The sequence below is a fragment of the Pedobacter sp. GQ55 genome (assembly GCF_059758925.1).
The window spans coordinates 525,243-540,786 of sequence record NZ_JCAXEI010000002.1; the positions used below are offsets into that span (position 1 = coordinate 525,243).

Below are 15,544 nucleotides of genomic sequence, written 5' to 3' on the forward strand. Positions count from 1 at the left end.
TGCTTAAAAGTTGAAGTTAGCGGTAAATAAATATTGCCTGTTGTTGGGATATTTGAAGTCTGACACCCCTGGTGTTATAAAACTTCCTGAACTAATCGTTGTTTGCGGATCCTGACCTAAGAAATTCGAAAATGTAGCCACATTATCGGCTGTAACCCCTAAGGTGATTGCCTTAAAGTGCAGTTTCTTTACCAACGACGCAGGCAATGCATAGCTAAATGAGATATTTCTGATCGTAAAATAACTGCCGTCTTTAAGGTAACGGGTAGATGTTTCTGTAGAATTTGCTGAATTCTGAGGGCTTGGTTCAGTAGCATCAGTATCACCAGGGCCAGACCAGATCTTGGCGCCATCGGGTAGTCTGATCTGGTTATAATAAGGTTCGTGTCCATCGTTCATCATAAAACGAAGGTTGTTGCTAAACACCTTATTGCCATAGTTAAAGTACGTACTTACACGTAAATTAAAACCTTTATAACTTAAACTATTATTGAAACCGCCCTGATATTTGGGCAGTGCCGATCCTGATTCCTGAGTAGTAGCTTCAGCATAATTTAGTATTTTCTCACTCGCAACCGCTTTGCCCTCTTCATTATAAATCAGTTTTTCCCAGACAGGTGCTCCGGTCTGACTATCTATTCCAAGCCATTTAGGCATATAAAATTCGTAAAGATTACCTCCATTGCGATAAATCTGGGAAATGCTCCACGATCCTGTCTTCACAATGTCGGCCGGTAAACCGTATAATTTATTGCTGTTAAGGTTTATTGTAAAATCTGTAGTCCATTCGAAATCCGTTGTTTTTATGTTTGTAGTATTAATCCCTAATTCAATCCCTTTGTTAATTACATTTCCAGCATTTTCCCATTTCGTTTCAAAGCCAACAGACAAAGGCTGCGAAACTTGCAGAAGCAGATCTTTGGTATTATTACGGTACACGTCAACGGTAAGGTTAACTCTTTTAAATAAGCCGATATCAATGCCCGCATTAATTTGATGCTTACTTTCCCAAGTTAAATTAGGACTCGCGAGCTGATAAGGCACAGCTCCGGTTAATGAATTGTATTGCGTGGTTAAAGAATACAGACCAAGATATCTCGATGAACCAATATCCTGCGTTCCCGTAATACCATAACTTAACCTTAGCTTTAAATTATCAATGAGGGTACTGTTTTTCAAGAAATCTTCATTACTTGCTAACCAGGCCCCTGACACCGAAGGAAAGGAAGCGTACCTATTTCCTTCCGGGAAGGCAGAGGAGCCATCTATACGGAATGAACCCGATAAAAAGTAGCGGCTTTTATAGTTGTAGTTGATCTGCGATAATCCAGACTGCAGGTAACTCTTATCAGTAAACCCATTTACAAGTTGATTGTTAGATACAACGTTAAGTACCTTCAGTCCTTCGGGCAAACCCTTACCCGAAGCCCCGGAGTATTCTGTTTGTCCAGCTTCCAGGGCTATCCCCGCCAATCCTGTAATAGAATGATCACCAAATTGAAAATTAAACTTAAACAGATTATTGGAAATAACACCATAATTCAGTGTATTCAGCTCATCAATAAAGCCAGTTCCATGATAAGTGCCTGCTACCATTGGAGAGAAATAATTTTTCCCCTTATTAAAACCTGCAGAGCCTCTATTTGTACTAGAGAAAGTTAACCAACTGCTAATGTTATAGTTTAATCCAAAATCATAATTTACATCAAACCCTTTGTAAGGATGTTCAGAATTCTTCACCGTATGGATTGGATTGATTTTATCCCGCGACCACCATTTAAAGGCCGAATTTCCATCTACATATATAGGCGTACCATCTTCATCATATGGATTGTCCCACGGCAGATTTAAAAAGGAATAATACACATCGTTGTAATCATAACTTTTACCCATTGATGCACTCAGGTTGATATTATTGGTAATACTTAATTTCTTAGAGAACGTGTAGGTTGAATTGGCACGAAGGTTAATGCGTTGAAAACCTGTGTTCAGAAAAGTTCCCTTCTCATTATAATAAGATGCTCCTACATAATAATTATTCTTTTCTGTACTTCCACTGGCCGACAGATAAAATGCGTTCACCGGAGCAGGTTTAAAGGATTCTTTTGACCAGTCATAATCCTGATTCAAGAGTGATAATGGGCGTTCACTATAAAATTTAATTAGATCTATCTTATATGAATTATCTGTGGCACCAACAATATAATCCCGGTAAAATTCTTTTTGGGAGTCATATAGCTCAGCGCTGTTCATCACATCCAGTTTACCAAAATCAGCTGTCCTAAATCCAGATGTAGCCTTAAACTCAAAGTTGGTTTCTCCCGACGTAGCCCGTTTTGTATTTATAATAATAACACCTGCGTTTGCCTGAGAACCATACAAAGCTGTAGCTCCGGCGTCTTTAAGCACCGTAATTGAAGCAACGTCATTAGGATCATAATTCCCTCCAATAATCCCATCTACGACTGTAAGAGGACTTTGATTGGCATTCACAGAAGACACTCCTCTTAATCTTATTTCAGGAATAGAGCCTGGTGCACCGGAACTGTTTACTACTTGCAAACCTGCCACTTTACCCTGGAGCATCGTACCTATATTATTAGCTGTTACATCTTTTAATTTTACTGATGAGACAACAGCAACAGCACTTGTCAGTTCATTCTGCTTCTTACTATCGTAACCAACAACGATGACATTGTTTAGCTGACCAACATCCTCCATTAGCGTTATAACTAATTGCTGGTTTTTAACAACCTCAACTTCTTTGCGGATGTAACCTATAAATGAAACAATCAATGTTGCAGGCTCCTGTACATCCTTTAAAAGGAATATGCCTTCGTCGTTTGTACTTACAACCTTACCTCCTCCTTTTACACTTACTGATGCTCCGGGAAGAGGCTTCCCTTTATTATCTACCACTTTTCCGCTGATATCAACTCTAACTGGCAAAGCTGTTATTTGTTTAAACGCAGGCTTTGCCAACGATTTGATAAGAATTACTTTCTGATCTATCTTGTATGTCAATTGCAGGTCCTTCAACAAAGATTGCAGTACAGTTTCTAACTCTGCATTATTAAATTCCGCATTAATTAAAAGATTTCCGTTGACGTTCTGATCTGAATACAGCACTTTATATCCGGTCTGTTTTTTGATTTCTTGAAAAACCTGACGTAGGGCAACCTGTCGTTTATTATAACTAAATCGCTGCGCAAAACTGGTTGCACTGACTTGCAGTAAACAGCTGGTCATTATAATTATGATCAAGTTAATTCTCATTAGTAATTTTCTTTTCTCGGCTGCAGCAAATTGCCGGACAACCGAATTCATAATTAATAAAAATTCTGGAGGTAGCCATTGGCATGGCACACCTAGGTTAAAAGTATATAATTTCATACCTTTGAAGCTTGGGTTAATACGTTAAACTGATCTGGAATTTGTTTTTTATGGTTAACTCAGATATTGCTATGGAAGTGCTGAAACACTTTCATAGCTTTTTTCTTAAAAACCTGTGCGGAAATATCAGCTTGCTTTGCCTTTGATTCTTTTCATTTTGGTTTTGTTTAGTTGTTGATTGTGGTTAGGTTATTTTACTTTTATCGTCTTGCCTTCTATAGCAAAGCGCACATTACTGGTTTCTTCAAGCATTTTCAATATGACGGATACATTTTCAAATCGGGAGACGGAGCCACTAAAAGTAGGAACATCCAGTGGTGAACCGAGATTGCGTACATAGACAATATCTACATTATACCATCTCGATACCTTTCTTAAAATATCAGTCAGCGGATCTTTATTAAAAACAAACTCGTCATTTTTCCAGTCTATCGCATCACCGGCATTTACAACTTTTACATTAAGCTTACCTTCTATAAATACAGATTGCTCCCCTGGAACCAGAACAACATTGTTATTCACCTTTACAGATCCTTCTAACAATGTAGTTTTAACTCCTTTCTCGTCGTCATATGCATTTATGTTAAAATGAGTACCAAGAACTTTAACTTCCTGACCTGCACTGCGTACCAGGAACGGATGGTTTTTATCTTTTGCTACTTCAAAATAAGCTTCCCCTGTCAATTCAACAATTCGCTCTTTCTTTGAAGAGAAATTGACAAGGTATTTTAAAGAGGAGGCTGAGTTGAGCCAGATCTTAGTACCATCAGGAAGGTTTAACTGATATTGTCCGCCTTTGGGTGTTTCGATACGATTATAATAGTCGTTTTTTCCTATTGCTTTTTGATTGGCAATCGTATAAACAAGTTGTCCACTCGATGTTTTGGTAATTTGTATACCTGCCTGCGTAGCTATTGTACCGCTAGATGCATCGGTTAAACTAATTTTTTTGCCATTTGCAAGAGTTAAATAAGCTTTATTTCCTCCAGCAGGAATATCCTGAAATAATACTCGTGCAATTTTATTGCCGTCTGATGTACCATTGTAATAAAAATACATTACAGAACAGAAAGCTAAAATCAGGCAGGCAGCAGCAACTGCCGGCCATAAAAAACGTCTTCTTGGGCTTTCTGCTTTTCTTTTCTTCTGAATTTCGTTCCACATTTCAGAGCTAAGCGCATCCAGGTCCGTTTCAGAAAACTCCGAATCATCATCCTGGTGAAGTTGGTGCAACCAGTACTTGGCAATCTGCTGTTCTTCAGCCGTTCCATTTCCCGAACTCACTTTATCTAATATGGCTTGTATGTCTTTTTGCATTGTTTTTTATTCTCGGTTTAACCCTTATTAAAGACTAAGACGATTTAAAAGAAGCCATTAGGTACACTGACAAAAAAAAGATTTAAAATAAATCAAAAACCGACAGTTACGAATAAAACTATAATACCAAGTTTAACTTTAAGGTGTTTAAGTGCTCGCTTCATTTGGGTTGAAACGGTATGTTCTGAAAGGCTGAGTTCGGTAGCAATCTCTTTGGTACTTAGAAAGTATTTCTTCTTCAGGGTATAGATCTCACGCATTTTGGGGGGCATCGCTAATATTTCCTTCTCTATTAGCAGTGTAATATCTTTTTCACGGATTAAATAATCTGTATCCTCATTACTTATCTCAACATAATGTTTTCCGCTATCCACATATTTTCTAATGATACCCTTATGCTTAGCGACGTCGAAGATTCGATTAAGTACAGATTTATAAAGGTAACCCGACAGGGTTGTGTTTAAAGAGAAATCTTTGCGGCTATTCCACAACCAGGTAAATACATCTTGAACAAGATCTTTTGCCTCTTCCCTATTCCGCAATTTCTTATAAGCATAGATCAAAAGAAGTTTATCATAGCGTAGATAGATCTCCTTAAAAGCAGCATCATCGTCATCTTTTAATAAGAGGACAAGCTCCTGGTCAAAGCATGTGCTGTAATTGATCATAAATCCTTATCTCCCCTTTCGAATCCGAGTTCGTTTTAAACTCAATATTAATAAATTAATTTGAAAAGAATTGGCAAGCGACGAAAAATCGTGCTTGCCAATTCTGTGGACGTTAATGGGGGCAAAAGAGAATTATAGTTATTTTATTTTTTAATGTTCATGTTCCCCTTCATGCACTGGGTGCAATTCGAATTTCAAATCCAAATCGTTTGCCCCCGCAAACTTTGAGGCAAAATTGATGTCATTCCAGTTCGCTGCCGTGATGCTGGCCTTTACTCCCGGATTAAGATGGCGAAGTACATAACGGAAGGTAAAGCCTGTTTCTGTATGCTCATCAACCGTTAAATATCCTGTTACTCCAACATTTATTTTCTTATTCTCCTTATCCCTATCGGCATAAACATAAGTTAAAATCCCATCCGGTGCACCTAATATAAACGCCTGGTGGATGTCGTGTTTTTCCAGGAATTCCTGCTGCATTTCGCGGTTCGCAAAATCAAATGATTTAAGTGTTAGTTTGTAAGTTTTACCTTCTGTAAGGTGAAGGTGCGTACCTACAGGAGGCAAGCCTTTACTATCAAAGGTTATGATGGTTGGCTTTGCTTCGGCAATAGGATTGTAATGATAATGATCCCCATGTTCCTCGCGTTCAACTTCAAGAAAAGCGAGTTCTGCTTTGCCAATCTCTTCTTCTGGCACTTCGGGCTTGGGATCCTTCTTACAGGCATTAAATGTGAGTGCGATAATCGCGACTAAAATTGCTAATGAGTAATTGCGTAATTTGTTCATAATTGTAAATTATTATATGTAATTGATAAGATTTATTCGATTAAAAGTTGTAGGCAAATCGTATGGTAATATTCCTTCCCATATCATGAGTATAGTATCTGTATCGATTCATATACTCTTTATAAAGGGTGTTAAATAAATTGTCTACACTGAGGTTTAAGTCCATCTCTTGCTCCCCAAGCTTAATGGTTGTTCCGCCCGAAAACTGAAAAAGATGATAAGCTCCAGGGGGAGCGGCATAGTCGCTTTCAGGCTCGTAACGGGTTTGCCGACGAATGAAGCTGTGACCTACCTGTATCCAGGCATTATTTAAGTTTTTAAATTGAAAATCGAGATGAATACGCTGATCTACCCTGTCCGACGGGATGTAAGGCAGATATTTACGATTGCCAAGATCTCGCGCTCTGATTAATGCAGCATTGATTTTATAGGACAGCACCTCAGAAAAGCGATAAGCCCCTGAAAGGTTTGTACCAAAAAATGATGCATTGGTTTGTTTATATCTGAATATTGGATAGGTACCACTTACGGTTTGTCTGAAAGTTTTATCAGGTTCAGAATAAATGTAATTATTGATATACTGAGCATAAGCATCAAGGGTAAAATTTAGTTTTTCTCTGTAATATTTTAAAGCGTTTATCCATTTGTACCCTTGCTCAGTTTTAATATTAGGGTCGCCTATTTCATATAATCCGGCACCATGATGTAATCCGTTGCCAAACAATTCATTTGCAGTAGGTGCTCTCCAGGCTAAACCCAAGTTGGTCCCTAGTTCCCAGTATCCGTTAATTTTCCAAAGCATACCGAACGACCCGGTAACATTATGAAACCTGCTCCGCCCTCCGTAATATTGTTCTGTAATCTCAGAACTTTCATCACCATTGTTAGTGTATCTGTATCCCGCAGCATCAAATAGTTTAAAGTCGTATCGCAGTCCAGCTTCAATTTCAAAATCGTTTTTTAACCAGCGCTGAATCAGAAAAATACCTCCGGTAAAACTATCATAGTTTGGTATAAATGTATTTGCCAATGTTCCGGGAATGTTATTATTCACCTGAAAAATCCCATTGAAGCCATATAAGCGTTTTGCTCCGTTCAGATTTTGCTTTTCAAAAACCAAGTCCAACGTATGGGTATTCAAAATCAGATCTGTAATAGGCAACGCTTCCCTATCGCCCCTCCTGAAATCATACTCTTTACGCTGATTCTTTTGAAAGCCATACGTTATATCTAAAGACTGTCGATCAATAAAGTTATAATGAGCTTTAGCTTTGAATAAATCATGTACAACTTTTTGGCGTGGAGCAGAAATGTTATAGGTAAATCCGTAGTTTTCCAGTGGTCTTCCTATTGCTATTCTGGCATCAATATCTTCCCTTGTGCCTATATGCGCGCTATATAAAATACCCAGCTCTGTACCAAATCGACTATAATAAATTTCATATGAAGCCTTGCCTGTATGATACCCTGCTGCTGCTGAATAATTTGACTCCTGAACTCCGGTATTCCCAAGGTAATATTCGGCTGAGCGTACATTACCCGATTTTTTAAGTGTTCCCTGTAATCGCCAGCCGAAGCCTGGTAATGATTTTAATCCACCATTAAGCATTCCTGATGTGGTACCCGATCTGCCATTTGATGCGCCTATAAGATTAAGTCCTCCTGATATACCGGCGGAACTGGGTAAAGAAGGAGGCTCTACTATAATCACTCCACCAATTGCTTCAGCTCCATACCTTACTGACTCTGCTCCTTTTATCACATGAATCCTGCTGGCAAGAAAGGGATCTATTTCAGGAGCATGTTCTAGGCCCCATTGTTGAGCTTCGAGCCTGATTCCATTATTTAGGATCAGTATTCTGTTGCCGTGCATTCCTTCTATTACAGGCTTGGAAATGGTTGAGCCTGTTCTTAATATACTTACACCCGGAACCTCTTTAATGGTTTCGGCCAGTCCGGAACCCTTAGTTTGCTGAAGCTGCTTTTCAGATAGCGTTACAGAAATACTGGTTCTGCTTACAGGCTTCAGCTTATCAACAATACTTACCTCTTTTAGTTTAATAGAATCAATTAGGACTTGAGCTTGTGTATATCCGGCAAACAGAAAGATAAAGGCAGGAATTAAGAGTAATCTTCTCAGCATAAAAAAACAGGCTTTAAAGGACCCTTTCAAAGGGATTTTCAAATTTCTCTCCCTGCCAGAAGCAAATCAGCTCTTTATGGTTCAATAAACATGAGGTTAGTTCATTATTCAACCGTTCTTTATCCATATCTTGTCCAATAAGAACAAGCTCGTTTAAACGATCTCCAAAACCCATATCCCATCTGCTTTCTATGTCTTGCCGGTTTTCCAGGTAATCAGTATAGCTGAGTCTTTCTTGCAAAGACATACTTGCCCACCAATTTCCTGCACTTTCGATTTTAAGGGAGCCACCTGCCTGCGAGAAGTTGAGTGCATAATCTGGCAGAGCCGCAATCCAGAACAGTCCTTTGGTTCTTAGAATGTTATTTGGAAAATCTACATTTAGATAATTCCATAGACGCTGTGGATGAAACGGTCTTGATGAGCGAAACACAGTACTACTTATACCATATTCTTCCGTTTCAGGCCCGTGAATTGTATTTAATTCCTTAATCCAACCCGCGCCTTGCGATGAAGTTTCAAAATCAAACAATCCTGTATTGAGGATTTCTTTAAGATCAATTTTACTATATACACTTTCTATTTGTTTTGCAGAGGGATTAAACTTTCTGATCACGGCCCTTATCAGCTTCAAATCTTCTTCACTAACCAGATCGGTTTTATTAAGGATGATCACGTTTGCAAACTCAATCTGATCTGTTAGCAAGTTTACAATAGTTCTGCGGTCTACCTGATCATCAACCCAGTCCCTATCCAGCAAAAGTTCATCAGTCCCAAAATCCTTTTTAAAATTATAGCAGTCTACCAACGTTACCATTGTATCTAGTCTGCTAAACTTATTGAGGTCTATGCCCAGGTTTTCATCCACATAATTAAAGGTCTGGGCAACCGGAATTGGTTCAGAAATGCCTGTGCTTTCAATAATCAGGTAATCAAAGCGATCCTCTTTAGCCAGTTTTTCAACTTCGGTAATCAGGTCTTCTCTTAGCGTGCAGCAGATACATCCATTACTCATTTCCACAAGCCGCTCTTCTGTTCTCGATAGTTTATGTTCGTTCTGAACAGTTCTCGCATCAATGTTAATCCCGCTCATATCATTCACTATCAATGCAACTTTTAAATCCTGCTTATTATTAAGGATATGATTTAATAAAGTGGTTTTACCGCTACCAAGAAAGCCACTAAGTACGGTTACGGGTAATTTTCTCTGTTTCATAAATGCAATTGTGTTGCAAATATATTTCATTTATTATTACAAATGCAACAAAATTGCGTTTATATTTGTAATCACAATTCAAAACCAGTTGGAACTGGCACAAAAAATATATTTAAACAACATGAAGCACTTTATTAAATCCGAAAAATTAGATCAGTTAGGAATGACCGCCTCCTTAGCCTGTGCAATTCATTGTGCAGTGTTGCCCTTTGTGCTTACTGCATTACCATTATTTGGCCTTAGTTTTTTAGCCCATAGCTGGGTAGAGATGAGCATGATAGGCTTATCACTCCTTATTGGTGTATATTCACTAAGTACCTCCTATCCAAAACATAAAAGACTACTACCTATAATAATTCTGGTAATGGGCTTTGCAATGATAGCAACAGGGCATTACCTGGTAGAAAACATAGAGGCCGTATTAATCCCAATGGGAGGCTTTACCATTGCCCTTGCCCATTATATAAACTGGAAATACAGCCGCAGCTGCGCGCATAAATAAAATTGCATTTGCTAACTTTACAAACCACGGAAGTGATGAACAGAAAATTAATATTTGGTACGTTTTTGCTTTTTATAAGCATGATAAACCCAGGTTGCAAACATGATAAAGTAAATGGCAAGCAGCTTTACATGAACTATTTAAAAAGCCACATTAAAAATTAGGATTAAGTATGATTGCATTAAATGCGGTAGCTCATAACTATGAGAATGGCCAAAGAATAGGCTTTAAAGACTGGCAGGTAGATGATGGATCTCAATGGCTATTGCTTGGTGCATCCGGAAGTGGTAAAACCACACTGCTTCATATTTTAACAGGAATTTTAAAGCCCTTGCAAGGTAGTGTCGTGATTAATGGCACTTCTATTTACGATTTGTCTTCAAAGCACCTGGATCAGTTTAGAGGCAGAAACATTGGAATCATTTTCCAGCGTCCACACCTTATAAAAAGTCTTACGATAAAGGAGAACCTTGTCATGGCGCAGAGTTTTGCAAATCTTCCAACCAACTTAAACAGGGTACAGGAAGTTTTAGCTTCTCTAGGTATAGCCGATAAAAAGGATGCTTATCCAAGTGAGCTGAGTCAGGGACAGTTGCAGCGTGTATCTATTGCAAGGGCGGTAATTAACAGCCCAACATTACTGATCGCAGATGAACCAACCTCAAGTTTAGATGACAAAAATGCCGCAGCAGTGCTGGAGCTTTTAATAACCCAATCGAGCATCAATCAGGCTACACTTATTGTAGCTACGCACGACAAAAGAGTTAAAGATGCATTTACAAACACCTACGAATTATCATGAGTCCTTTAAAGATAAGCTGGAAAAGCATCTGGTCTAAACCATTATCATCAGTATTGAACATTATCCTGATTGCTTTTGGAACTGGTATATTAACCATATTACTACTTGCCTCAAAGCAAATTAGTGATAAGCTGGAAAACAACTCTAAGGATATTGACCTGGTAGTGGGCGCCAAAGGCAGTCCTTTGCAGCTTATACTGAGCAGCATTTATTACATTGATTTCCCCACAGGCAATATCCCTTTAAAAGAGGCCCAGGAACTAGCCAGAAGTCCTTTTGTTAAAAAAGCAGTGCCATTAGCACTTGGAGATAATTATAATGGCGTCCGCATCGTGGGCACCGATAGTAATTTTGTTGGCATTTATAAACTTAAGGTTAAAGAAGGTAAATTCTGGCAAGGCGATTTTGAAACCACTATTGGAAGCTCGGTAGCTAAAAATCAAAAGCTTAAAATAGGTGATACTTTTTATGGTGCACATGGTCTTACGGGAAGTACTGATGTTCATAAAACCCATGCCTATAAAGTTGCCGGCATTTTAACACCACAAGGAAATGTAACAGACAATCTAATATTAACGAACATTTCAAGCGTCTGGAAGATGCACGATCATGAAGAAGAAGAACATGATCATGATTCAAAACACAAAGAAAAGGAAGCACCTGAAATTCAGAATAAAGAAATTACTTCTTTACTGATCCAGTACCGTTCACCAATGTCGGTGGTTATGTTTCCTCGTATGGTAAATGAATCTACAAATATGCAGGCTGCCTCTCCCGCTCAGGAAAGCACCAGATTGTTTTCTTTAATAGGCGTTGGTGTGGATACCTTGCAATGGTTTGCCTTACTTATTATGCTCATTGCAGCAATAAGTGTATTTGTAAATCTGTACAACTCATTAAAAGAAAGAAGTTATGATTTAGCTATTATGCGTACACTGGGAGCCTCCAGAGCTAAGCTGTTTCTTATTGTAATTGCAGAAGGGATTATGCTTACTTTAGCGGGTACAATTATTGGAATAGCATTAGGGCATTTGGCATTAGAGTTTATTGGAAGCAATCAGGAAAGTAGTCAGGCCCGATTAACCGGGTTGATTTTACTTAGTGATGAGGCATATTTATTTGTAGCCGGACTTGCTATTGGTATATTTGCAGCTATAATACCTGCTGTACAAGCGTATAGATCAAATATCTCTAAAATATTATCAAAGAATTAAAACACACTTTTATGATAAAAAATATTGTTCTCTTCTTATTACTTTTTACTGGTCTCGCTGTTAAGGCACAGCACAATCCTGATGATCAGATAATGTCTGATAACTGGGATGTTATTGGCAGTGTAGATTTCAAAATAGTTAAGGATACAGAGATGTTTGCGGTTTACAACAACAACATAAAGAAATTTGCAAATAAGCCGTTTGAGCTCGAAGGCTATATTGTTCCAATTAAAGATGGGATGAAACAAACTAAATTCATGCTTTCTACCTTACCCATTAATCAATGTTATTTTTGCGGTAAAAACGGAGTACCTATTATGGTGTTGGTAGAGTTAGCTGAACCTATAAAATTCACTTATCAAACCATAACTGTTAAGGGAACTTTAAAGTTAAATACCGGCAATGCAATGGATAACCCTCCAATTGTGCTAACTGCAGCCAAACCTATATAAATCAATCAAAATGATAGATCCAGCCAACATATTAAGAACGCACGATTTAAAACACACCAAACAAAGGGTTCGCGTACTCGAAGAAATTGCTTTGGATAAAGCTGCTGTTTCGCAACCGGAACTCGAGAAAAAGCTCGGTAAAGAAATAGATAGGGTTACACTATACAGGATATTAAATACCTATGAAGATAAGGGCATCCTTCATAGGATAATGGATATGAATGGAACAGCTAATTACGCAATCTGCTCAGCTTCTTGTACAGAACACCATCATCATGATGAGCATGTACATTTTAACTGTACAAACTGCTTTAAGATTTATTGTTTAGAGGTTAATGTCCCAAGAATTAAAATGCCTCAAGGTTTTACAGCCACAACCATAACCTCAACAGCTTTTGGGGTGTGCGAAAAATGCAATAGCAGCGAGGTTCACTGATAAAAAACCCCTGATCTTCTTTTCGAAAATCAAGGGTTTTTAAGCAATTAGCTATTAATGACCAGAATGACCATCAGCACCATGCGCATGACCATGACTCAATTCATCTTGAGTAGCCTCACGTACAGTTAAAATTTTACCAGCAAATATTAAATTTTTACCAGCCATTGGGTGGTTTAAATCTACAGAAATAACATCCTCATGAACAGCTGTAACGCCAGCTCTGAAGTGGTTACCTTGATTATCTTGTAAAGGGATAACATCACCTACCGAAGGTAATTCAACATCTTTAAACATGTCTTTAGGTAAGTCTGCAAAAGCTCCCGGATCTAATTCACCGTAACCATCAGCTGCGGTAAGTTCAAAGCTATATTCATCTCCAACATTCAGACCATCTAAATGTTCTTCAAATTTTGGCAACATCATTCCTGTACCATAAAGAAATACTAATGCGTTTTGCTCATCCGCTTTCTCTACAAAAACTTGTTGTCCTTCTTCATTAGTCGTATGCAATTCGTACGTTAATGATACTACTGTATTGGGTTTAATACTCATTATGATGTTATTTAGTTATCAATTGTAATGCTTCATCAACGGTCGCTACCGGCAACTGGCACGCTTTATTTCGGCAAATATAGATTTTTGTTTCAATGCTTTGCTTATCTTTTAACAAAGGTAAGCTCGAATTTGTTCCGGCCAATGTAATTTTATTAGGGATGTAATGCATATTCAGTTCCCTTTTTATCTCTGATACCTTATCACCCGTTATAGCAATCTCATTAATTCCGAATACTTCATTAAGCAATTGAATAGCCCAGTTAGAATAGGCTGAACCGTATGTTTTTATTTGAGGATGGACGGATGTAAGCATTGCTGCAGCCTTGTTCAAATATTGCTCACTATCATATAACAATCCCAAAACATGTAAATTCTGTGCCATTGCTGAGTTTGAAGATGGAATCACATTATCCATTATTTCATGCTTACGGGCAATCAGAGTTTCGCCACTAGCAGAGGTATAAAACAGCATTGGACTATCCGGATCTTCAAAGTTTGCCAACACATAATCAGTTAACTGCTTTGCTTCAGTAAGCCAGCGTTCCTCAGAATCTGATTGATAAAGTGCAATCAAAGCTTCAATAAAGAAAGCATAGTCATCTAAAAACCCTGGAATGGTTACCTTTCCGCTTTTAAAGTTACGATACAAGCCACCATCAGGGGTACGTAAATTTACCAGAATAAAATCGGCAGCTTTTTTTGCCAATTCATAATAATGTGAAATACCAAGTATACCAGCGCTTTCAGCTAAGCCTTTAATAGCCATCGCATTCCATGCAGTTAGACATTTGTCATCCAATCCCGGACGTACCCTTTTGCTACGTGCCTGTAATAATTTAACCTTCGCTCCTCTTATCTTTTCCTGAAGCTCCATTACCGTTATTCCTTTTACATCTGCATATTCCTCTTCTTCAAATTTCCTTAAAAGTATATTGGTTTCTTCTTCTTCCCAATTCCCATCATCCGTAACGTTATAATAATTTGCCAGCAGGTGGGCATCCTCTCCTACTACGGCATCAAATTCTTCCTTGTTCCAAACATAAAATTTACCTTCAACACCTTCGCTATCGGCATCCAAAGCGGAGTAAAATAAGCCCTCAGGCGAAGTCATTTCTCTTTCAAGCCAATCAATAGTTTCCACTACTACATCCCTAAACAGGAGAGATTTAGAATATTGGTAAGCTTCAGCATAAAGGCTTATCAGCTGTCCGTTATCATAAAGCATTTTCTCGAAATGAGGAACATGCCATTTACCGTCTACAGAATACCTGGCAAATCCTCCTCCAACATGATCATAAATACCTCCAAGTGCCATTTTCTCTAAAGTAAGTAAAGCAGATACGTGAGTAGCATCATCCTCCAGCAGGTGACTGTACCTTAGCATAAACTGCCAGTTATTTGGCAATGGAAATTTAGGGGCACGATTGTAACCACCCTCAGCCATATCAAAATATCTTTTCCAGGGCTCTATAATTTCTGTTAAGTGGGCTTTGGTATATTCATCAACCTTAAGATTAGGAATCACCTTTTCAGAGTTCCGAATTCCATCGGTAAGCCTGTCGGCGTACTGCTTTGCTTTATCAGGTTCATTTGCCCATAAGTTGGCAACGCTCAATAAAACGCTGATCCAATCGTCCTTTTTAAAATAAGTACCACCATAAATTGGTCTTTGATCTGGCAGGCAAATACAATTTAAAGGCCAGCCACCACTACCAGTCATTAACTGTATGGCCATCATGTAAATCTGATCAATATCAGGCCGCTCTTCTCTATCCACTTTAATACACACAAAGTGCTGATTCATTACTTCGGCAACTTCGTGTTTTTCAAAACTTTCGCGCTCCATAACATGGCACCAATGGCATGCAGAATATCCTATACTAACCAATATTAACTTATTTTCCTCCTTCGCCTTTTGCAAAGCTTCTTCTCCCCATTCATACCAATTTACGGGGTTATGGGCATGTTGCAATAAGTAAGGTGATGAGGCTTTAATTAAATTATTGGGTTCTAAATTCATGCTATAAAGGTAAAAAGATAAGTTGTACTTTTAC

The 15,544-nt window shown here is 38.3% G+C and carries 13 protein-coding genes; 5 read left to right on the top strand and 8 right to left on the bottom strand.

The features are described 5' to 3' along the window. Positions 1-3 precede the first annotated feature (3 nt). The 6 genes from AC6CH7_RS07155 to AC6CH7_RS07180 all read right to left on the bottom strand — a co-directional run bounded on the left by AC6CH7_RS07155 (position 4) and on the right by AC6CH7_RS07180 (position 9,526). Positions 4-3,393 (bottom strand): SusC/RagA family TonB-linked outer membrane protein, encoded by a 3,390-nt coding sequence (locus tag AC6CH7_RS07155; RefSeq protein ID WP_498262027.1) that lies wholly within the window; start codon positions 3,391-3,393, stop codon positions 4-6. Between the two features lie 189 nt (positions 3,394-3,582). Then, entirely contained in the window at positions 3,583-4,710 is a 1,128-nt protein-coding gene (locus tag AC6CH7_RS07160) for a FecR family protein (protein ID WP_498262028.1), read from the bottom strand. 92 nt (positions 4,711-4,802) lie between these two features. After that, complete coding sequence (locus tag AC6CH7_RS07165) at positions 4,803-5,378, bottom strand: RNA polymerase sigma-70 factor (protein ID WP_498262029.1); 576 nt, start codon at positions 5,376-5,378, stop codon at positions 4,803-4,805. A gap of 150 nt (positions 5,379-5,528) precedes the next feature. Further along, complete coding sequence (locus AC6CH7_RS07170) at positions 5,529-6,167, bottom strand: hypothetical protein (protein WP_498262030.1); 639 nt, start codon at positions 6,165-6,167, stop codon at positions 5,529-5,531. A gap of 40 nt (positions 6,168-6,207) precedes the next feature. Beyond that, positions 6,208-8,310 carry a TonB-dependent receptor gene (locus AC6CH7_RS07175; protein WP_498262031.1) on the bottom strand — a complete coding sequence of 701 codons (2,103 nt, stop codon included), beginning with the start codon at positions 8,308-8,310 and terminating at the stop codon, positions 6,208-6,210. Positions 8,311-8,323: 13 nt separating this feature from the next. Further along, a complete protein-coding gene (locus AC6CH7_RS07180) occupies positions 8,324-9,526 on the bottom strand; it encodes a GTP-binding protein (protein ID WP_498262032.1) in 1,203 nt (400 codons plus the stop codon). Positions 9,527-9,647: 121 nt separating this feature from the next. On the opposite strand from AC6CH7_RS07180, the gene AC6CH7_RS07185 reads away from it, so the two are divergent. The 5 genes from AC6CH7_RS07185 (at position 9,648) to AC6CH7_RS07205 (ending at position 12,932) form a co-directional block, all read left to right on the top strand. Next, on the top strand, positions 9,648-10,028 hold the full coding sequence (locus tag AC6CH7_RS07185; RefSeq protein WP_498262033.1) for a MerC domain-containing protein: 381 nt from the start codon (positions 9,648-9,650) through the stop codon (positions 10,026-10,028). Between the two features lie 172 nt (positions 10,029-10,200). After that, positions 10,201-10,830: an ABC transporter ATP-binding protein gene (locus tag AC6CH7_RS07190; RefSeq protein ID WP_498262034.1), complete on the top strand. Its 630-nt coding sequence runs from the start codon at positions 10,201-10,203 to the stop codon at positions 10,828-10,830. Then, positions 10,827-12,044 carry an ABC transporter permease gene (locus tag AC6CH7_RS07195; protein ID WP_498262035.1) on the top strand — a complete coding sequence of 406 codons (1,218 nt, stop codon included), beginning with the start codon at positions 10,827-10,829 and terminating at the stop codon, positions 12,042-12,044. Before AC6CH7_RS07190 ends, AC6CH7_RS07195 begins: the two co-directional genes overlap by 4 nt. 11 nt (positions 12,045-12,055) lie before the next feature. Continuing rightward, positions 12,056-12,496: a hypothetical protein gene (locus AC6CH7_RS07200; protein WP_498262036.1), complete on the top strand. Its 441-nt coding sequence runs from the start codon at positions 12,056-12,058 to the stop codon at positions 12,494-12,496. 10 nt (positions 12,497-12,506) lie between these two features. Next, a complete protein-coding gene (locus tag AC6CH7_RS07205) occupies positions 12,507-12,932 on the top strand; it encodes a Fur family transcriptional regulator (protein ID WP_498262037.1) in 426 nt (141 codons plus the stop codon). Between the two features lie 54 nt (positions 12,933-12,986). Here AC6CH7_RS07205 and AC6CH7_RS07210 read toward each other — a convergent pair whose 3' ends face one another. Then, the gene (locus tag AC6CH7_RS07210) at positions 12,987-13,487 is read right to left on the bottom strand and encodes an FKBP-type peptidyl-prolyl cis-trans isomerase (protein WP_048906873.1); all 501 of its coding nucleotides are present in this window, start codon (positions 13,485-13,487) and stop codon (positions 12,987-12,989) included. A 7-nt stretch (positions 13,488-13,494) separates the two neighbouring features. Further along, a complete protein-coding gene (locus AC6CH7_RS07215; RefSeq protein WP_498262038.1) occupies positions 13,495-15,510 on the bottom strand; it encodes a thioredoxin domain-containing protein in 2,016 nt (671 codons plus the stop codon). Between the last annotated feature and the right edge of the window lie 34 nt (positions 15,511-15,544).